We start from the raw sequence: 17,633 nt of genomic DNA, 5'->3' as shown, positions 1-17,633 counted from the left end.
GAGGACGTGGCGTGAGACAGCCTCCTAGGCGTCGGTCGCCGCACCGGCTCCCTGCCGGCGCAGGTAACGCCGGTCGTCGTTGGCGAAGGCGTAGTAGTAGCCGATGAGCAGCCCGCCGCCGAGGAAGTTCCCGGCGAGCACGATCGCCACGTTGCCGAGGGCGAGCCCGACGTCGATGCCGTGGTTCAGCCCGACCATGAGGAAAAGCGCCGTGTTCGCGACCGAGTGCTCGAAGCCGACGAACGCGAAGACGAACACGCTGACGACCATCACGAGCGCCTTGGTGATGTCGTTCGTCACGAAGCCGTTGTAGACGAGCAGCATCCCGACGTTGATCATGAAGTTGCACAGGATCGCCCGGACGAACAGGTCCGACCAGCCGACGAGACCCTCGCCGAGATAGGCCAGCTTGTGGTCCACCGAGTGCTGCATCTGCTCGCCCACGGCGCCGTCGCCGAGCGACGAGGAGACCACGGCCAGCGCCACGGCCAGGCCGCCGAGGATGTTGCCCGCGTAGCAGAGCAGCAGGACGCGCAGGCCCCGCCACGCGGTGATCTTCCGGTAGTACCGCCCGACCGACACGATCATCATGTTCGACGTGAGCAGCTCGGACTTGGTGAAGTAGATGAACACGAGCGCGAAGCCGAACACGAGCGCGCCGACCATGCTCCCGAGCCCCGTCAGGTCGCCGTCCCCGATCCCCGCGAACGTCGCGATCACCGAGTAGTAGGTGATGTACATGATCCCGATGAGCACGCCGGCCATGGCGGCTCGCATGAGATAGACGTGGGCCAGGCCGCCGCTCATCGTGGTCTTCGTCTGGAGGGCGTCCAGGACGGTCGAGACGAACTGCTTGCCAGGGAACAGCTTGCCCTGATCGGTCATGGTCACACGGTACTCAGGTCGGGTGCCGCAGGTCCGCAGCGCGACCGGTCCGGAGGGGTGACCTGCGTCGCTGTCGGCGCGGACGACGGGCCGTAGACTGGCGCACGACCCCGCACTCTTTCGAAGGACACCCCTGCCTTGATCACGGCCCACGGCGTCGAGCTGCGCTTCGGCGCGCGCACCCTGCTGCACGAGGCCACGTTCCGCGTGGCCCCGGGCGACCGCGTCGGCCTGGTCGGTCGCAACGGTGCCGGCAAGACCACGCTCACCAAGACCCTGGCGGGCGAGACGCTGCCGGCGGGCGGGACGATCACGCGCGGGAACGAGATCGGCTATCTGCCGCAGGACCCGCGCACCGGAGACCTCGACGTCGTGGCGATGGACCGGGTGCTCAGCGCTCGCGGCCTCGATGTCATCATGACGAGGATGCGCCAGGCCGAGAAGGAAATGGCCAGCGAGGACCCGCAGGTCCAGGCCGCGGCGCTGGAGCGGTACCCGAAGCTGGAGACGCGTTTCCTCGCGGCGGGCGGGTACTCGGCCGAGTCCGAGGCGCACCGCATCACGAGCAACCTGGCGCTCGACGACCGGATCCTCGCCCAGCCGCTGCACACGCTCTCCGGCGGCCAGCGCCGCCGGGTCGAGCTGGCGCGGATCCTGTTCTCCGGGGTGGACACGTTGCTGCTCGACGAGCCCACGAACCACCTCGACGCCGACTCCATCGTGTGGCTGCGCGAGTACCTGCGGTCCTACTCCGGGGGGTTCATCGTGATCTCCCACGACGTCGAGCTGCTGCGCGCCTGCGTGAACAAGGTCTTCCACCTCGACGCGAACCGCGGCGAGCTCGACCAGTACAACCTCGGCTGGGACAAGTACCTGGAGCAGCGCGAGCAGGACGAGCGCCGTCGTCGGCGCGAACGCGCCAACGCCGAGAAGAAGGCCGAGACGCTCATCGCCCAGGCGAACAAGATGCGCGCCAAGGCCACCAAGGCGACCGCCGCGCAGAACATGCTCAAGCGGGCCGAGCGGATGCTCGCCGGCACCGAGGGCGAGCGGCAGACGGACAAGGTGGCCGCGCTGCGGTTCCCCAAGCCGTCGCCCTGCGGCAAGACGCCCCTGATGGCACGGGAGCTGTCCAAGAGCTACGGCTCGCTGGAGGTCTTCACGGGCGTCGACCTGGCGATCGACCGGGGGTCACGGGTCGTCATCCTCGGACTCAACGGTGCGGGCAAGACGACGATGCTGCGGCTGCTCGCCGGTGTGGAGACGCCGGACACGGGCGAGATCCTGCCGGGCCACGGGCTGAAGATGGGCTACTACGCCCAGGAGCACGACATGCTCGACATGGACGCCACCGTCGTGGAGAACCTGCGGCACGCCGCCCCCGACCTGACCGACACCCAGGTGCGCACCACGCTGGGGTCGTTCCTGTTCAGCGGCGACGACGCCGACAAGCCCGCGCACGTGCTCTCCGGCGGGGAGAAGACCCGCCTGGCGCTGGCCACGCTGGTCGTCTCGAGCGCGAACGTGCTGCTGCTCGACGAGCCGACGAACAACCTGGACCCGGCCTCGCGCCGGGAGATCCTCGGGGCGCTGAACACCTACGAGGGTGCCGTCATCATGGTCACCCACGACGACGGTGCGGTCGACGCGCTGAACCCGGAGCGGGTGCTGCTGCTGCCCGACGGCGACGAGGACCTGTGGTCGGACGACTACGCCGAGCTGGTGTCCCTGGCCTGATGCTGGGCGGCGTCCACCAGGGCGTCCTCGTAGTCCTCGTCGACGCGGCGGCGACGCTGACGCCGAGGCCGTGACGTCCCCGCCGGGTCCTCCGCCGCGAGCAGCTCCCCGGCGGTGACGGTCGCGGCACGCGTCTCGCGGCGCCAGAGCAGCACGTAGCCACCCACGGCGCCCAGGGCGAAGATCGCCCACTGGAACGTGTAGCTCAGGTGGGAGCCGGGGTCGGTGTCCGGGCGGGGGAGCGCCACCGGGGTCTCGGCAGCGGCCGGGTCCTCGGCACGCAGCTGCCCGTAGGCGCCGACCGTGGCGCCCTGCGCCCACGAGCCGCCCTCCGGGCCCCGGGCGAGCACCTGGTCGGTGTTGATCCGCACCACGGTGCCCGACGGCGCGCCCCGGTCGGAGGCCGGCTCGTCGGCGCGCAGCGTCACGGTCACGGTGACCTCGCCGGACGGCGGCTCCGGGACGAGGGCCGGCTCGGTGGCGTCCGCACCCAGGGGGACGAAACCGCGGTCGACCACCAGTACCGTCTCCTGCCCGTCCAGCTCCGTGCGCAGCGGGACCAGCAGGTGGAACCCGGGCGTGCCGCCGACCGGCCGGTTGCGCAGCAGCACGGTGCTCTCCGGGACGTACTCGCCCGTGACCTCGGCCGGCCGCCACACGTCCTCAGGAGCGAGGGTGTCCCCGGGGCCGGTCACGAACGCCGACAGCGGCTCCGGCGCGGCGGTGTAGTTGGTCTCGACGAGGTCGATCTGCGCCTGGCGGTCGGTGTACCGGTGCCACTGCCAGAAGGCGGCCAGGACGCACAGGGACGCCAGCAGCACGGCGGCCAGACCGAGCGTGACCCACTGACGGCGGGTCCGCTTCACGCACGCTCCAGCTCGTCGACCCCGACGGTCTGCTTCCAGAAGCTCCGGGCACCGAGGAACTGCTCGAGGTGGTCGCGGTGGTCGTCGCAGGCGAGCCACACCTTGCGCCGTTCGGGCGTGTGCAGCCGCGGGTTGTTCCACAGCAGACCCCAGCGCGCGTCCGCGTGGCAGCCCTTGGCGGAGCAGACCAGGGCGTCGTCGGCGACGGGGTCGGCCCCCAGGCCGAGCACGTCCATCAGTCGTCCTTCCGGTCGGGGTCGTCGGTCTGCTCGACGATGCGGATCTCCTCCTGCGGGGCCGAGGCGCTCGCGGGCAGCTCGGGCGGCATCGTCGGCGGGACGGCCTCGACGTCCCGGGCCGACCGGTCGCGACCCGCGTTCGCGAAGAGCACGGCCGTGTACGGCAGGATCACGGCCCCGGCGACGAACACCCACAGCAGCCAGCCGTCGACGAACAGCGCCGCGGTGATGATGAGCACGACGCGCAGACCCATCTGGATGAGGTACGTGCGCATGCGCCGGTGCTGGTCGTCCGTCAGGTTCGTCGGGACGGCCGTGATCGAGTGCACCTCGGACGGGCTGGACGTACTCACCCGGTCAGTCTACGGCGGCTTGGCGATGGTCCGGATTTTGGAGGGTTCCCACAACGCCGGGGCGTGACATGTGGCGCGCCGTCAGCGCGGCCGGGGGGCGCCGACCGGGTACGGTCGCTGCGGCGTACGTCGTGCGTCCGGGCACGGCCCGTCGTCGAGAGGAGCATCCCGTGGCAGAGCAGGCAGCAACCGGTGGTCGCACCGTGGTCGTGACCGGGGCCGCGCGCGGCATCGGGCGGGCGATCGCGGAGCGCTTCGTCGCCGCCGGCGACACCGTCGCGACGATCTACCGCGGGGGAGACCTGCCCGAGGGGGTGCACGGGTTCGTCGCCGACGTCACCGACAGCGCCGCCGTCGACGCCGCGTTCACCGAGATCGAGCAACAGCTCGGCGCGCCGACCGTCCTCGTGGCCAACGCCGGCGTGACGCGCGACCAGCTCCTGATGCGCATGAGCGACGAGGAGTTCGAGCAGGTCGTCGACGTCAACCTCACCGGGACCTTCCGGTGCGTGCGGCGCGCCTCCAAGGGCATGATCCGTGCGCGTGCCGGACGGATCGTCCTCATCGGCTCCGTCGTCGGCCTCTACGGCGGCCCCGGGCAGGTCAACTACTCCTCGACCAAGGCCGCCCTGGTGGGCATGGCCCGGTCGATCACCCGCGAGCTCGGCGGACGCGGGATCACCGCCAACGTCGTCGCCCCGGGGTTCGTGGAGACCGACATGACCGCGGCCCTGCCGGAGGACACCCAGAAGAAGTACAAGTCCTCCATCCCGGCCGGACGGTTCGCCGACCCCGCCGAGATCGCCGGGGTCGTCGAGTTCCTCGCCTCCGACGCCGCCGCCTACGTCTCCGGCGCCGTCGTGCCCGTCGACGGCGGCCTCGGCATGGGGCACTGAACTGTCCCTCGGGCATCCCCACCCAGTACGCTCCGGAAAGAACTTCACCGAAAGGTCACCATGGCTCTGCTCGACGGCAAGAAGCTGCTCGTCACGGGCGTCCTCACGGACAGCTCCATCGCCTTCCACGCCGCACGCCTCGCCCAGCAGGAGGGCGCCGAGGTCGTCCTGACGTCCTTCGGGCGTCAGATGAAGCTCACCCAGGCCTTCGCCAAGCGCCTGCCGGTCACCGCGCCCGTCGTCGAGCTCGACGTCACCAGCGGCGAGGACCTGGCGGCGCTCGCGGAGCGCGTCGGGGAGCACACCGACCGGATCGACGGGGTCGTGCACTCCATCGGGTTCGCGCCCCAGAGCGTCATGGGCGGCAACTTCCTGTCGGCCGAGTGGGACGACGTCGCCACCGCCGTCCAGATCTCGACGTTCTCCTACAAGTCGCTCATCACCGCGGCCCGGCCGCTGATGACCGACGGGGGCTCGTACGTCGGCCTGACCTTCGACGCCCAGTTCGCCTGGCCCGTCTACGACTGGATGGGTGTGGCCAAGGCCGGTCTGGAGTCCGCCAACCGGTACGTCGCCCGCGACCTGGGCCCGGAGGGCATCCGGGCCAACCTCGTCTCGGCCGGCCCGATCCGCACCACCGCCGCGAAGTCCATCCCGGGCTTCGAGACCATGGAGGACGCCTGGCCGAAGCGCGCCCCGCTGGGGTGGGACCAGACGACCGCCGAGCCGGCCGCACGAGCGGTCGTGGCGCTGCTGTCCGACTGGTTCCCCGCCACGACCGGCGAGATCGTGCACGTCGACGGCGGCCTGCACGCGATGGGACAGTGATCTCGGCCCGATGAACGTGTCGTCGACGCACACGCCGGACGTCCCGCGCGAGGGGCGCCGTCTCGTGCTGCTGAGGCACGCCAAGGCCGAACCGGGCAGCGACCCCGTCCCGGACGCCGACCGACCGCTCGCGTTGCGGGGACGCAAGCAGGCCGGTCGGGTCGGGTCGGCCCTCACCGCGGCCCACCTCGTCCCCGACCTGGCGCTCGTCTCCTCGGCGCTGCGCACCCGCCAGACCTGGGAGCTGGCCGCCGCGCACCTGCCGTCGCACGAGTCGATCACGGTGGACGTGCGCGACGAGCTGTACGCCGCCAGCGTCAAGGACGTGCTCGAGCTCGTCCGCGGCGCCGCCGACGACGTGACGACGGTTCTCGTCGTCGGGCACGAGCCGACCATGGCCGCCACGGCGGCCTACCTGGCGGCCCCCGGTTCGGACGACGCCGCGCTCGCCCAGGTGCGGGTCGGGGTGCCGACGGCGACCTACTCCGTCCTGCACGCCGAGGACCTGCCCTGGTCGCGGTGGGGGAAGAACAGCGCGACCCTGGTGCGGGTGGGTCGGCCCTCCTGAGACGAGCCGACCCGTCGTCTCAGGACGGGTGCGTGTCCGCGGCGGGCCGCCGTGCGTCGACCGTGTCGACGATCCGCAGCACCGCGTCCAGGCGCGGGCCGTCGAGGCTGTAGGGCGCCCGCTCCCGCACGGCGGGCTTCGCCGCGAAGGCGATCCCGATCCCGGCCGCGTCGATCATGTCCAGGTCGTTCGCGCCGTCCCCGACCGCCACGGTGTCCGCCATCGACAGCCCGAGCTCGGCGGCCCACTGCCGCAGCGTGGCCTCCTTGAGCGCGCGGTCCACGACCGGCCCGGTCGTGCGACCGGTCAGCACGCCGTCGACCGCCTCGAGACGGTTGGCCCGCCAGCGCGTGATCCCCAGCGACGTCGCCAGCGGCTCGAGGACCTCGGCGAAACCGCCCGAGACGAGGCCGAACTCCCACCCGCGACGTCGCACCTCGGCCACGAGCTCCTCCGCGCCCGGCGTGAGCACCACGGCCTCGCGGACGGCGTCCAGGGCGCTGACGGGGACACCCGCGAGGGTGGCGACCCGCTCGCGCAGGGAGTCGGCGAAGTCGAGCTCGCCGCGCATCGCCCGCTCGGTCACCGCGGCGACCTGCTCGCGGGTGCCTGCGTGCTCGGCGATGAGCTCGATGACCTCCTGGGTCAGGAACGTCGAGTCGACGTCGGTCACGACCAGCCGCCCCGGGCGGGGCCGTGCGGTGGAGTGCTCGGGCAGGCGCGTCGGGGCGCTGTCAGGCAACGTGAGTACCCTTCGGGACGACGGTGATCCCCGAGTCGGTGACGGTGAACCCGCGGGCCCGGTCCTCCTCGTGGTCGACGCCGATCCGGGCCCGCTCGTCCACCACCACGTTCTTGTCGAGGATGGCGCGGTGGACCTGGGCGTGCCGGTGCACCTGGACGCCGTCCATCACGACCGAGTCGGTGAGCGTCGCCCAGGAGTGCAGGTGCACGCCCGGGGACAGGATGGACCCCGCGACGGTCGCGCCGGAGACGAGGACACCAGGTGAGACGATCGAGTCGGCGGCGTGCCCCAGCCGGCCGGGCCCGGCGTGGACGAACTTCGCCGGTGGCAGTCCCGTGTACCCCGTGTACAGCGGCCAGTCCTCGTTGTAGAGGTTGAACACCGGCTGGACGGCGATGAGGTCCTTGTTCGCCTCGAAGTAGGCGTCGATCGTGCCGACGTCGCGCCAGTAGTACCGGTCGCGGTCGGTGGCCCCGGGCACGTCGTTGCGGATCATGTCGTAGACGCCGGCCGTGCCCTCGCCGACGAAGGCCGGGATGATGTCGCCGCCCATGTCGTGCCGAGAGTCCGGGTTCGCCGCGTCCTTGGTGACGGCCTCGACCAGGGCGTCGGCGTCGAAGACGTAGTTGCCCATCGAGGCCAGCACCTCGGTGGGGGAGTCCGGCAGGCCCACCGGGTTGACGGGCTTCTCGAGGAACTCCCGGATGCGCGTCGGGTCCTGCGGGTCGACGTCGATGACGCCGAACTGGTCGGCCAGGGCGATGGGCTGGCGGATCGCCGAGACGGTCGCCCGGGCGCCGGACTCGACGTGCGCCTCGACCATCTGGGAGAAGTCCATGCGGTAGACGTGGTCGGCCCCGACCACGACGACGATGTCGGGACGCTCGTCCTCGATGATGTTGAGCGACTGGTGGATCGCGTCGGCCGAACCGAGGTACCAGTGCTTGCCGACGCGCTGCTGGGCCGGGACCGAGGAGACGAAGTTGCCCAGCAGGGGCGACATGCGCCAGGTCTTGGAGATGTGCCGGTCCAGCGAGTGCGACTTGTACTGCGTCAGCACCACCACGTGCAGGTACTGCGAGTTGATGATGTTCGACAGGGCGAAGTCGACGAGCCGGTAGATCCCGCCGAACGGCACCGCGGGTTTCGCACGCTGTGCCGTCAACGGCATGAGTCGTTTGCCCTCGCCGCCTGCGAGAACGATGGCCAGGACCCGGGGATGTGACGACGCCATGGGTCGACCCTAGAACCTCGGCGGCGTGCATGCCGCACGACGCGGCGGGCGACGCTATGTTGAACGGGTGAGCACCCGACCCACCATCGACCTGTTGACCCGCGAGTACCCCCCGCACGTCTACGGTGGCGCCGGCGTGCACGTGGCCGAGCTCTCGGCCGTGCTGCGCGACCACGCCGAGGTGCGCGTGCGCTGCTTCGACGGCCCGCGACCGGACGCCGACGACGTGACCGGCTACGACGTGCCCGGCACGCTGACCGCGGCCAACGCCTCCCTGCGCACGCTCGGCGTCGACCTCGCGATGGCCGAGGACGTCGGCGGGGCCGACGTGGTGCACTCCCACACGTGGTACGCCAACATGGCCGGCCATCTCGGCGGGCTGCTGCACGACGTCCCGCACGTGGTGACCGCCCACTCGCTGGAGCCGTTGCGGCCCTGGAAGGCCGAGCAGCTCGGCGGCGGGTACGCCGTGTCGAGCTGGGCCGAGCGGACGGCCTACCTCGGCGCGGCCGGTGTCATCGCCGTCTCCGCCGGGATGCGGGCCGACATCCTGCGCTGCTACCCCGAGCTCGACCCCGACCGGGTGCACGTGGTGCACAACGGCATCGACCTGGACGGCTGGGTCCGCCCGCACCGGGACGCCGTGGCGCGGGTCGCCGCGGCCCGCGGGATCGACCCCGAGCGGCCCGCCGTCGTGTTCGTCGGGCGGATCACCCGGCAGAAGGGGCTGCCGCACTTCCTGCGCGCCGCGGCCCAGCTGCCGCCCGAGGTGCAGGTGATCCTGTGCGCGGGCGCCCCGGACACCGAGGAGATCATGGCCGACGTGCGCGGGCTGGTCGACGAGCTGCGCGACGCCCGCGGCGGCGGACCCGAGGCGGGGGTCGTCTGGATCGAGGAGATGCTGCCGCGCGACGAGCTGTGCGCCGTCCTGGCGGCGTCGACCGTCTTCGTCTGCCCCTCGGTGTACGAGCCGCTGGGCATCGTCAACCTGGAGGCCATGGCCGTCGGGCTCCCCGTGGTCGGGACGGCCACCGGCGGCATCCCCGAGGTCGTGGACGACGGCGTCACCGGCACCCTGGTCCCGATCGAGCAGTCCGACGACGGCACGGGCACGCCGCTCGATCCCGAGCGGTTCGAACGGGACCTGGCGGCGGCGCTGACGGACCTGGCCGGCGACCCCGCCCGGGCCGCCGAGATGGGGGCCGCCGGCCGGCGTCGTGCTCAGGAGCACTTCGCCTGGTCCGCGATCGCCGAGCGCACCATGGACGTGTACCGGCGCGTGCTGGCGACGTGAGCCCGGCGCGTCGTCGTCGCCAGGGGCTCTGGGAGGATGTCCGCGTGCGCGCCCTGAGCCCGGAGGAGAAGGTCCGTCCGGCGGCCTTCCTGCGGGCGGGCACGGGGGACGCGGCGACATTGCTCGTGCTGCGTGCGATGCGCCGTGCGGTCTGGCCGCTGATGGTGCTCGGTCTCGCGGTGGCCCTGTCGAGCGGGGACCTGACGGCCGAGGAGCTGGACCAGCTGACGAACCCGGTCGAGCTGACCGACCCCTCCCGGCTGTGGGCGCTCGTCCTGTCCCCCCTGGTCGTGCTCGCCGCCGGGCTGGCGCTGCGTCTCGTCGTCAACCTCACCGCTCTGGTCGTCTCGGCGCCGCTGGCGCGGGGCGCCTGGGTCGCCGGGACGGAGGCGACCTCCCGCTGGCGGCGGCTGATGGACCTGACCCACCTGTCCGCGGGGTACCGGTCGGTGCGCTGGTCGTACGCGGTCCAGCGCGAGGCCGTGGCCCGCTGCGGGCTCCTGGGACGCCAGCTCGCGCTGGCCGAGACGTTGGGGCGCATCGCGCTGCCCGTGTCGGTCGCCGTCCTGCTCTGGGTGCTGTTCCAGGGCGTGCCGGACGCGGTGGGCACCCTGCAGGGTTGAGCAGGGCGCGTGGGGTCATCCCACCGCTGCGTAGGTCGCCGCCCCCAGGGCGCGCCGGGCCGTGCGGTCGACCTCTCGCAGCGCCGTCGAGCGCTGGTCGGCCTGCCAGAGGTTCACGGCGCCGCCGTCGTCGGCCGTCGCGAGCTCGACGATCTGCAGCAGGCGCCAGGCGAGCTGCAGCACCCGCGCCCGGCGTCCCTCCAGCTCGGGGACGGGCCAGCCGGCCGTCGTCGAGTGCCGCAGCCGCTCGATGGCATCGGCGGCGTCGTCACGCCAGCGCGCGACGTCCAGGGAGTCCAGGGCTTCGGTGGCCACGACGAGGCTGCTGCGCAGCTCCCGCTCGGCGTCCGCGAGGGAGCCGACCGTCCCGGCCACCAGTGTCGACCACAGCGGCACCGTGATGACCTCCCACGACACCAGGTGCCCGGGCTCGAGCGCGCTGCCGAACGCGGTCACGCGTGGCACCAGGGCCCACGAGCCCGCCGGGGTGGCGACGAGCACGCACTCGCCGGACTCCACGGCGTCGTGGGCGGCAGGGGCCGGCACTCCGGACGGGTCGCCGGGCGCGGGCAGCAGGGCGCAGACCTCCCGGGGGCCGGCCGTGAAGGCGGCGACCAGCTCGGTCAGCGTGCCCGGGTCCGCGCCGGCGCCCGGCAGCCCGACGACCGTGTGGGGCTCGTCGTCGTCGGTGACCGACCGCACGGCGACACCGTGCGAGGCGCCGACGGCCTGGAGCCACAGCGCCAGGACCACGCTGCGCGGCAGGAGGTTCGTCGCTTCCACCCCAGCACGATAGACGCCCGCGACGCCGGTGCGCTCGCAGCGGCGCGTGCTGGTCGGCGGTCCGCGGGCGGGGCTGGCTCCGGTAGGGTCGGGCACCATGAGCGCGGTACTCGACCTGCAGGGCGTCACCGTCCGACGCGGCACCTCGACCATCGTCGACTCGATCGACTGGACCGTGTCCGAGGGGGAGCGCTGGATCGTCCTCGGGCCCAACGGGGCCGGCAAGACGACCCTGCTGCAGATCCTCGCCGCGCGGTCGCACCCGACGTCGGGCACGGCCACCCTGCTCGGCGAGCGGCTGGGCGCGACGGACATCTTCGAGCTGCGCCCGCGGATCGGGTTCTCCTCGGCGGCGCTGGCGGACAAGATCCCGGCCGACGAGACGGTGCGCGACGTCGTGCTGACGGCGGCGTACGGCGTCACCGGCCGCTGGCACGAGGAGTACGAGGAGCTCGACGAGCAGCAGGCCCGGGCCCTGCTCGCCGCCTTCGACGTGGACGACCTGGTCGACCGCCGTTACGGCACCCTCTCCGAGGGTGAGCGCAAGCGGGTGCAGATCGCGCGGTCCCTGATGACCGACCCCGAGGTGCTGCTGCTCGACGAGCCGGCCGCCGGGCTCGACCTGGCCGGCCGCGAGGAGCTCGTCGGCGCGCTCGCCGAGCTCGCGAGCGACCCCGCCTCGCCGGTGCTGGTGCTGGTGACCCACCACGTCGAGGAGATCCCACCCGGGTTCACCCACCTGCTGCTGATGGGCGACGGGACCGTGGAGGCCGCGGGACCGATCGAGGAGGTCCTCACGGCCGAGAACCTCTCCAAGGCCTTCGGGATGGAGCTGCTGGTCGCGCACGGCGGGGGCCGGTGGCTCGCGCGTGCCGCGCGCCCGGCCGGTCGCTGAGACGCCCGGCGCGACACTCCCGCCGGCCTCTGTCCGGGAACGCTCCCGTTTGGTAAATTCGGAGCAAAGCAGACGGTGAGGTCGGAGGCGTGATGGACGGCTGGTTGTGGTGGATCGCGGGGGCGCTCGTCCTGGCGGTCGTCGAGATGATCTCCCTCGACCTGGTCTTCATCATGCTGGCCGGTGGCGCGGTCGCCGGTGGCCTCACGGCGGCGGGAGGTGGACCCGTGTGGCTCCAGATCATCGTGGCCTGCGTGGTGGCGGTGCTGCTGCTGGCGGTGCTGCGCCCCTGGCTCCTGCAGAACCTGCGTCAGCGCACGGACCTCGTCGAGACCAACGCCGCCGCCCAGGTGGGCCGGACGGCGGTCGTGCTCGCGGAGGTCACCGAGACCGGCGGCCGCGTCAAGCTCTCCGGTGAGGTCTGGTCGGCCCGGCTGCCGGACGACGGCGTCCCCAACAGCACCGACCGGATCCCCGCGGGCGTGGAGGTCCGGGTCGTCGCCATCGACGGCGCGACCGCCGTCGTGACGCCCGCGTCCTCGCCGAGCGCGCCGACGACCGACGACGGCGGACGGCTCGCCTGATCGTCTCGCTCCACCCACAACGGAAGAGAGTGCTTCGTGGAACTCGCCACCATCATCGGCTGGGTCGTCCTGCTCGCGTTCGTGATCTTCGTGGTCACGGCGCTGTTCAAGATGGTCCGTGTCGTCCCCCAGGCCACCGCGCTGATCATCGAGCGTCTGGGCCGCTACCAGAAGACCTTCGACCCCGGCCTGCACTGGCTCGTGCCCTTCATCGACAAGGTGCGCGCCGGCGTCGACCTGCGCGAGCAGGTCGTGTCGTTCCCCCCGCAGCCCGTGATCACCTCCGACAACCTCGTGGTGGAGATCGACACCGTCATCTACTTCCAGGTCACCGAGCCCAAGGCGGCGGTCTACGAGATCTCGAACTACATCAAGGGCATCGAGCAGCTCACCGTCACCACCCTGCGCAACGTCGTCGGGTCGATGGACCTCGAGCAGACGCTCACCAGCCGTGACCAGATCAACGGCCAGCTGCGCGGCGTCCTGGACGAGGCGACGGGCCGCTGGGGCGTGCGCGTCAACCGGGTCGAGCTGAAGTCCATCGACCCGCCGGCCTCGGTGCAGGGTGCGATGGAGCAGCAGATGCGTGCCGAGCGCGACCGCCGCGCCGCCATCCTCACCGCCGAGGGTGTCAAGCAGTCCCAGATCCTCACCGCCGAGGGCGAGAAGCAGTCCCAGATCCTGCGGGCCGAGGGCAACGCGCAGTCCGCGATCCTGCAGGCCGAGGGTGAGGCCCGCGCCATCCTCCAGGTCTTCGAGGCCATCCACCAGGGCAACCCGGACCCCAAGCTGCTCGCGTACCAGTACCTGCAGATGCTGCCGCAGATCGCCAACGGCACCGCGTCCAAGATGTGGGTCGTGCCGACCGAGTTCACCGCGGCGCTCAGCTCGGTCGCCAAGGGCTTCGGCGGGACGCCGGGCACGCCCGGGATCCCCACCGAGCCGAGCGACGACGAGGACGGCGGCGGTGCGGGAGCCCTGGCCTCGGCCCTGGGCCAGGCCGGGCTGCAGGACCCGGGCGAGGCGCTCGCCGAGGCCCGCCGCCAGGCCGAGGCGGCCACGGCCGACGCCACGAGCTCGGGCACCCGCTCGGGCGCACCCTTCGACCCGTCGGTCGAGCGGGGCCAGCGGCCGGCGGGGGAGCAGCCGCCCGCCACGCCGCCGTCGCCCCGGCCGCGTCCGCTGGGCGACGACGAGCCCCCGCAGCAGTGACGTGACCCGTGGCGTCCTCGCGGCACGCCCGGCGGGCCCCGCCGTCCAGCAGTGGACGGCGGGGCCCGCCGCGTCCAGGCTGAGGGTGCACCGCCCGACACGGACCCAGGAGCCGCGATGCTCGTCGCGCTGATCCGGCGCTACCTGCGCCCCTACCTCGGCGCCGTCGTCGTGCTCCTGGTGCTGCAGCTCGTCCAGACGCTCGCGACGCTGTACCTGCCGTCGCTCAACGCCGACATCGTCGACCAGGGTGTCGTCCAGGGGGACACCGGCTACATCCTGCGGGTCGGCGGCTGGATGCTGGTCGTCTCCCTGGGCCAGGTCGTCTGCGCGGTCGGGGCGATCTTCCTGGGCGCCCGGGCGGCCACCGCGTTCGGCCGTGACCTGCGCCGCGACCTGTTCGACGCCGTCCAGGGGTTCTCCGCCCGCGAGCTCGGGCAGTTCGGGGCACCGTCGCTGATCACCCGGACCACCAACGACGTCCAGCAGGTCATGATGATGGTCCTGATGACGTTCACCATCATGGTCGTGGCGCCGATCATGATGGTCGGCGGCGTCGTCATGGCCCTGCGCGAGGACGGCAGCCTGTCGCTGCTGCTGCTGGTCGTGGTGCCCGTCCTCGGCGCCACCCTCGGGCTGCTGCTGTGGCGCATGGTGCCCTACTTCCGGGCCATGCAGGCCCGCATCGACGCGATCAACGGCGTGCTGCGTGAGCAGATCACCGGTCTCCGTGTGGTGCGCGCGTTCGTGCGCGAGTGGGCCGAGGCGGAACGTTTCGCCGCGGCCAACACCCGGCTCTACGACGTCTCGCTCGGGGCCGGCAAGCTGATGGCGCTGGCCTTCCCGACGGTCATGCTCATCATGAACCTGTCCCAGGTGGCGGTGCTCTGGTTCGGGGCCGGGGAGGTCGCCGACGGGTCGCTGCAGGTGGGCTCCCTCATCGCGTTCCTCAGCTACATCATGTTCATCCTCATGGCGGTGATGATGTCCACGATGATGTTCATGATGGTGCCGCGGGCGTCCGTCGCCGCGGGCCGCATCAGCGAGGTCCTCGCCACGGAGTCCTCCGTGGTCGAGCCTGCCGCACCGGTCGCCCTCGCGCGCCTGTCCGACGGCGCCGGGCCGCGGGGCCGGGTGACCTTCGACGGCGTGCGGTTCGGCTACCCCGGGGCGGACGCCCCGGTGCTGCAGGACCTCACCTTCACCGCCGAGCCCGGCCGCACGACCGCGATCATCGGGTCCACCGGGTCCGGCAAGACGACGCTGCTGAACCTTGTGCCGCGCCTCTACGACGCCACCGGGGGTCGGGTCCGTCTCGACGGCGTCGACGTGCGCGACCTGTCCCTCGCGGACCTCGGCTCCGTGCTGGGCCTGGTGCCCCAGCAGGCCTACCTGTTCTCCGGCACGATCGCCGACAACCTGCGCTACGGCCGGCCCGAGGCCACCGAGGCCGAGATGTGGGAGGCCCTGGACGTGGCCCAGGCCCGCGACGTCGTCGAGGCGCTGCCCGAGGGTCTGCAGGCCCCGGTGTCCCAGGGTGGGACCACCTTCTCCGGCGGGCAGCGCCAGCGGCTCGCCATCGCCCGCGCGGTGATCCGGCGACCGCTGGTCTACCTGTTCGACGACTCGTTCTCCGCCCTGGACTACGCCACCGACGCCCGCCTGCGCGCGGCGCTGCGACCCCGGACCGCCGAGGCCACGGTGCTCGTCGTCGCCCAGCGCGTCGCCACCATCCGCGATGCCGACCAGATCCTCGTGCTCGACCACGGCCGCATCGTCGGCCGTGGCACGCACACCGAGCTGCTCGACTCGAACGAGACCTACGCCGAGATCGTCACCTCGCAGATGTCCCTGGAGGAGGCACGATGAGCGGGCCGGCGGCGCACCGCCCGCCGCCCCGACCGCCCGGGCCGCCCGCCGGGGCGCACGGGCCCCGGGCCGTCGCCGGCATGCCCACGGCCAAGCCGCTGGACTTCACCGGCTCGCTGCGCCGGTTCGCCGCCGTCATGCGGCCCGAGCGCGTCCGCGTCACCGTGCTGCTGCTGTGCGGCACCGTCTCGGTCGTGCTCACGGTGCTGGGCCCCAAGCTCCTCGGGGACGCGACCGACGTCATCTTCGCCGGCGTGGTCGGCCGGATGCTGGGGCGCGCCATGCCGCCGGGCACCACCACCGCCGAGGCCGTCGAGCAGCTGAGGGTCGCCGGCGACGTCAACCAGGCCGACATGGTCGCCGCCATGAACGGCGTCGTGCCCGGGGTGGGCATCGACGTCACCCAGCTCACCCAGATCCTCACGACGGTCGCGGCGGTCTACGCGGGGGCCTTCCTGTTCGGGTGGTGGCAGGCACGGCTGATGACCGTCGCCGTGCAGAACACCGTGCGGCGGCTGCGTGACGAGGTCGAGGCCAAGCTGCACCGGATCCCGCTCAGCTACGTCGACCGCCAGGCGCGCGGCGACATCCTGTCCCGCGTCACCAACGACATCGACAACGTCGCCCAGACGACCACGCAGACCCTGGCCCAGCTCGTCACCGCCGTGCTGACCGTGGTCGGCGTGCTGACCATGATGTTCTGGATCTCCTGGGTGCTGGCCCTGGTCGCCCTGGTGACCGTGCCGGTCTCGATCCTGCTGACCATGGCGATCGCACGGCGCTCCCAGCCGCAGTTCGTCGAGCAGTGGGCCGCCACCGGCCGGCTCAACGCGCACGTGGAGGAGATGTTCACCGGTCACGCGCTGGTCAAGGTCTACGGGCGCCAGGCCGACGCCGCCGAGACGTTCGCCCGGGAGAACGAGGCCGTCCACGACGCGACGCGGCGCTCGCAGTTCATCTCCGGGACCATCCAGCCCTCCATGGGCTTCCTGGCCAACCTCAACTATGTGCTGGTCGCGGTCATCGGCGGGCTGCGCGTCGCGGGGGGTCAGCTCTCGATCGGGGACGTGCAGGCGTTCATCCAGTACTCGCGCCAGTTCACGCAGCCGTTGAGCCAGATCGCCTCGATGATGAACCTGCTCCAGTCCGGGGTGGCCTCGGCCGAGCGGGTCTTCGAGCTGCTGGACGCCCCGGAGCAGCAGCCCGACCCGGACCCGGCGCGCGACCCGGCGACGGTGCGCGGGCGGGTCGAGTTCGACGACGTGTCCTTCTCCTACGTGCCCGACGAACCCCTCATCGAGCACCTCGACCTCGTGGCCGAGCCCGGCCGCACGATCGCGATCGTGGGGCCGACGGGGGCCGGCAAGACGACGCTGGTCAACCTCGTCATGCGGTTCTACGAGGTCGACGGCGGCCGGATCCTGCTCGACGGCGTCGACACGCGCGAGATGACCCGCGACGGGCTGCGGTCCCGGATCGGGATGGTGCTGCAGGACACGTGGCTCTTCCACGGCACGATCGCGGAGAACATCCGGTACGGGGTGCGCGAGGGCCGCGACGTGTCCGACGAGGAGTTCCTGGCGGCCACGCGGGCGACGTCGGTCGACCCGTTCGTGCGCACCCTGCCCGACGGCTACGACACGGTCCTCGACGAGGGCGGCGCCGCGCTGTCGACCGGCGAGAAGCAGCTGCTGACGATCGCGCGGGCCTTCCTCGCCGACCCCGACATCCTCATCCTCGACGAGGCGACGAGCTCGGTCGACACCCGCACCGAGGTGCTCGTGCAGGAGGCGATGAACGCCCTGCGTTCCGGGCGCACCTCGTTCGTCATCGCCCACCGGCTGTCCACCATCCGCGAGGCCGACCTCATCGTGGTCATGGAGCACGGCCGCATCGTCGAGCAGGGCGACCACGACGGTCTGCTCGCGGCGGGCGGCGCCTACGCCCGCCTCTACGCGAGCCAGTTCGCCGCGCCGATGACGGACGAGCCCGACGGCGGTTCCGGTGCGTGAGACGCCGCCG

The 17,633-nt window shown here is 72.2% G+C and carries 18 protein-coding genes; 11 read left to right on the top strand and 7 right to left on the bottom strand.

Features of this window, described 5'->3' with window-relative positions; all coding sequences use genetic code 11:
- Positions 1–24: 24 nt before the first annotated feature.
- A complete protein-coding gene (locus tag HLI28_RS02275; RefSeq protein WP_171245857.1) occupies positions 25–885 on the bottom strand; it encodes a formate/nitrite transporter family protein in 861 nt (286 codons plus the stop codon).
- Positions 886–1,023: 138 nt separating this feature from the next.
- On the opposite strand from HLI28_RS02275, the gene HLI28_RS02270 reads away from it, so the two are divergent.
- Positions 1,024–2,622: an ABC-F family ATP-binding cassette domain-containing protein gene (locus HLI28_RS02270; protein ID WP_171245856.1), complete on the top strand. Its 1,599-nt coding sequence runs from the start codon at positions 1,024–1,026 to the stop codon at positions 2,620–2,622.
- Here the strand turns inward: HLI28_RS02270 and HLI28_RS02265 are convergent.
- Genes HLI28_RS02265 through HLI28_RS02255 form a run of 3 tightly spaced genes read right to left on the bottom strand, consistent with a single transcriptional unit; the run spans position 2,595 to position 4,080 of the window.
- The gene (locus HLI28_RS02265; RefSeq protein WP_171245855.1) at positions 2,595–3,488 is read right to left on the bottom strand and encodes an SURF1 family cytochrome oxidase biogenesis protein; all 894 of its coding nucleotides are present in this window, start codon (positions 3,486–3,488) and stop codon (positions 2,595–2,597) included. The two genes, HLI28_RS02270 and HLI28_RS02265, sit on opposite strands and share 28 nt — an antisense overlap.
- Positions 3,485–3,724 (bottom strand): hypothetical protein, encoded by a 240-nt coding sequence (locus HLI28_RS02260; protein ID WP_171245854.1) that lies wholly within the window; start codon positions 3,722–3,724, stop codon positions 3,485–3,487. The genes HLI28_RS02265 and HLI28_RS02260 overlap by 4 nt, the downstream gene beginning before the upstream one ends.
- The gene (locus HLI28_RS02255) at positions 3,724–4,080 is read right to left on the bottom strand and encodes a DUF3099 domain-containing protein (RefSeq protein ID WP_171245853.1); all 357 of its coding nucleotides are present in this window, start codon (positions 4,078–4,080) and stop codon (positions 3,724–3,726) included. Before HLI28_RS02255 ends, HLI28_RS02260 begins: the two co-directional genes overlap by 1 nt.
- Before the next feature lie 170 nt (positions 4,081–4,250).
- Here HLI28_RS02255 and fabG point away from each other — a divergent pair, with 170 nt between their 5' ends.
- The 3 genes from fabG to HLI28_RS02240 are packed head-to-tail and all read left to right on the top strand — an operon-like array spanning position 4,251 to position 6,372.
- Positions 4,251–4,976: a 3-oxoacyl-ACP reductase FabG gene (fabG, locus tag HLI28_RS02250; protein WP_343035574.1), complete on the top strand. Its 726-nt coding sequence runs from the start codon at positions 4,251–4,253 to the stop codon at positions 4,974–4,976.
- 60 nt (positions 4,977–5,036) lie between these two features.
- Positions 5,037–5,804 carry an enoyl-ACP reductase FabI gene (gene fabI / locus HLI28_RS02245; protein WP_171245851.1) on the top strand — a complete coding sequence of 256 codons (768 nt, stop codon included), beginning with the start codon at positions 5,037–5,039 and terminating at the stop codon, positions 5,802–5,804.
- A gap of 10 nt (positions 5,805–5,814) precedes the next feature.
- Positions 5,815–6,372 (top strand): SixA phosphatase family protein, encoded by a 558-nt coding sequence (locus HLI28_RS02240; RefSeq protein WP_171245850.1) that lies wholly within the window; start codon positions 5,815–5,817, stop codon positions 6,370–6,372.
- A 19-nt stretch (positions 6,373–6,391) separates the two neighbouring features.
- Here the strand turns inward: HLI28_RS02240 and serB are convergent, their stop codons facing one another.
- A complete protein-coding gene (serB, locus tag HLI28_RS02235) occupies positions 6,392–7,114 on the bottom strand; it encodes a phosphoserine phosphatase SerB (RefSeq protein ID WP_246246262.1) in 723 nt (240 codons plus the stop codon).
- Positions 7,107–8,351: a glucose-1-phosphate adenylyltransferase gene (gene glgC, locus HLI28_RS02230; RefSeq protein WP_171245849.1), complete on the bottom strand. Its 1,245-nt coding sequence runs from the start codon at positions 8,349–8,351 to the stop codon at positions 7,107–7,109. The genes serB and glgC overlap by 8 nt, the downstream gene beginning before the upstream one ends.
- Before the next feature lie 67 nt (positions 8,352–8,418).
- Here glgC and glgA point away from each other — a divergent pair, with 67 nt between their 5' ends.
- Together glgA and HLI28_RS02220 are read left to right on the top strand one after the other, a co-directional pair.
- Complete coding sequence (gene glgA / locus HLI28_RS02225; protein ID WP_343035573.1) at positions 8,419–9,645, top strand: glycogen synthase; 1,227 nt, start codon at positions 8,419–8,421, stop codon at positions 9,643–9,645.
- Between the two features lie 44 nt (positions 9,646–9,689).
- Positions 9,690–10,268 (top strand): hypothetical protein, encoded by a 579-nt coding sequence (locus tag HLI28_RS02220; RefSeq protein ID WP_171245848.1) that lies wholly within the window; start codon positions 9,690–9,692, stop codon positions 10,266–10,268.
- A 15-nt stretch (positions 10,269–10,283) separates the two neighbouring features.
- On the opposite strand, the gene HLI28_RS02215 is transcribed toward HLI28_RS02220, so the two are convergent.
- Positions 10,284–11,051 (bottom strand): hypothetical protein, encoded by a 768-nt coding sequence (locus HLI28_RS02215; RefSeq protein ID WP_171245847.1) that lies wholly within the window; start codon positions 11,049–11,051, stop codon positions 10,284–10,286.
- 97 nt (positions 11,052–11,148) lie between these two features.
- Between HLI28_RS02215 and HLI28_RS02210 the strand changes: the two genes are divergently transcribed.
- The 5 genes from HLI28_RS02210 (at position 11,149) to HLI28_RS02190 (ending at position 17,623) form a co-directional block, all read left to right on the top strand.
- The gene (locus tag HLI28_RS02210; protein WP_171245846.1) at positions 11,149–11,946 is read left to right on the top strand and encodes an ABC transporter ATP-binding protein; all 798 of its coding nucleotides are present in this window, start codon (positions 11,149–11,151) and stop codon (positions 11,944–11,946) included.
- A gap of 92 nt (positions 11,947–12,038) precedes the next feature.
- Positions 12,039–12,530, top strand: coding sequence for an NfeD family protein (locus tag HLI28_RS02205; RefSeq protein WP_171245845.1), 492 nt, complete (start codon positions 12,039–12,041; stop codon positions 12,528–12,530).
- A gap of 36 nt (positions 12,531–12,566) precedes the next feature.
- A complete protein-coding gene (locus tag HLI28_RS02200; RefSeq protein WP_343035572.1) occupies positions 12,567–13,742 on the top strand; it encodes an SPFH domain-containing protein in 1,176 nt (391 codons plus the stop codon).
- A gap of 117 nt (positions 13,743–13,859) precedes the next feature.
- Positions 13,860–15,611: an ABC transporter ATP-binding protein gene (locus HLI28_RS02195; RefSeq protein WP_171245844.1), complete on the top strand. Its 1,752-nt coding sequence runs from the start codon at positions 13,860–13,862 to the stop codon at positions 15,609–15,611.
- Positions 15,608–17,623 (top strand): ABC transporter ATP-binding protein, encoded by a 2,016-nt coding sequence (locus HLI28_RS02190; protein ID WP_171245843.1) that lies wholly within the window; start codon positions 15,608–15,610, stop codon positions 17,621–17,623. Before HLI28_RS02195 ends, HLI28_RS02190 begins: the two co-directional genes overlap by 4 nt.
- Positions 17,624–17,633: the final 10 nt, after the last annotated feature.

Origin of the sequence: Isoptericola sediminis (assembly GCF_013085345.1) — a bacterium.
In the GTDB taxonomy this organism is placed as follows: Bacteria; Actinomycetota; Actinomycetes; order Actinomycetales; family Cellulomonadaceae; genus Isoptericola; species Isoptericola sediminis.
Note: the sequence above shows the minus strand (reverse complement) of the source record. Positions and strands in the feature narration are given on the sequence as shown.

Excerpts from the sequence above, each read along its gene's own strand:
- HLI28_RS02275 (WP_171245857.1), bottom strand. The coding sequence starts at position 885 with ATGACCGATCAGGGCAAGCTGTTCCCTGGCAAGCAGTTCGTCTCGACC.
- HLI28_RS02260 (WP_171245854.1), bottom strand. The coding sequence starts at position 3,724 with ATGGACGTGCTCGGCCTGGGGGCCGACCCCGTCGCCGACGACGCCCTG.
- fabI (WP_171245851.1), top strand. The coding sequence starts at position 5,037 with ATGGCTCTGCTCGACGGCAAGAAGCTGCTCGTCACGGGCGTCCTCACG.
- HLI28_RS02240 (WP_171245850.1), top strand. The coding sequence starts at position 5,815 with ATGAACGTGTCGTCGACGCACACGCCGGACGTCCCGCGCGAGGGGCGC.
- glgC (WP_171245849.1), bottom strand. The coding sequence starts at position 8,351 with ATGGCGTCGTCACATCCCCGGGTCCTGGCCATCGTTCTCGCAGGCGGC.
- HLI28_RS02210 (WP_171245846.1), top strand. The coding sequence starts at position 11,149 with ATGAGCGCGGTACTCGACCTGCAGGGCGTCACCGTCCGACGCGGCACC.
- HLI28_RS02205 (WP_171245845.1), top strand. The coding sequence starts at position 12,039 with ATGGACGGCTGGTTGTGGTGGATCGCGGGGGCGCTCGTCCTGGCGGTC.
- HLI28_RS02195 (WP_171245844.1), top strand. The coding sequence starts at position 13,860 with ATGCTCGTCGCGCTGATCCGGCGCTACCTGCGCCCCTACCTCGGCGCC.
- HLI28_RS02190 (WP_171245843.1), top strand. The coding sequence starts at position 15,608 with ATGAGCGGGCCGGCGGCGCACCGCCCGCCGCCCCGACCGCCCGGGCCG.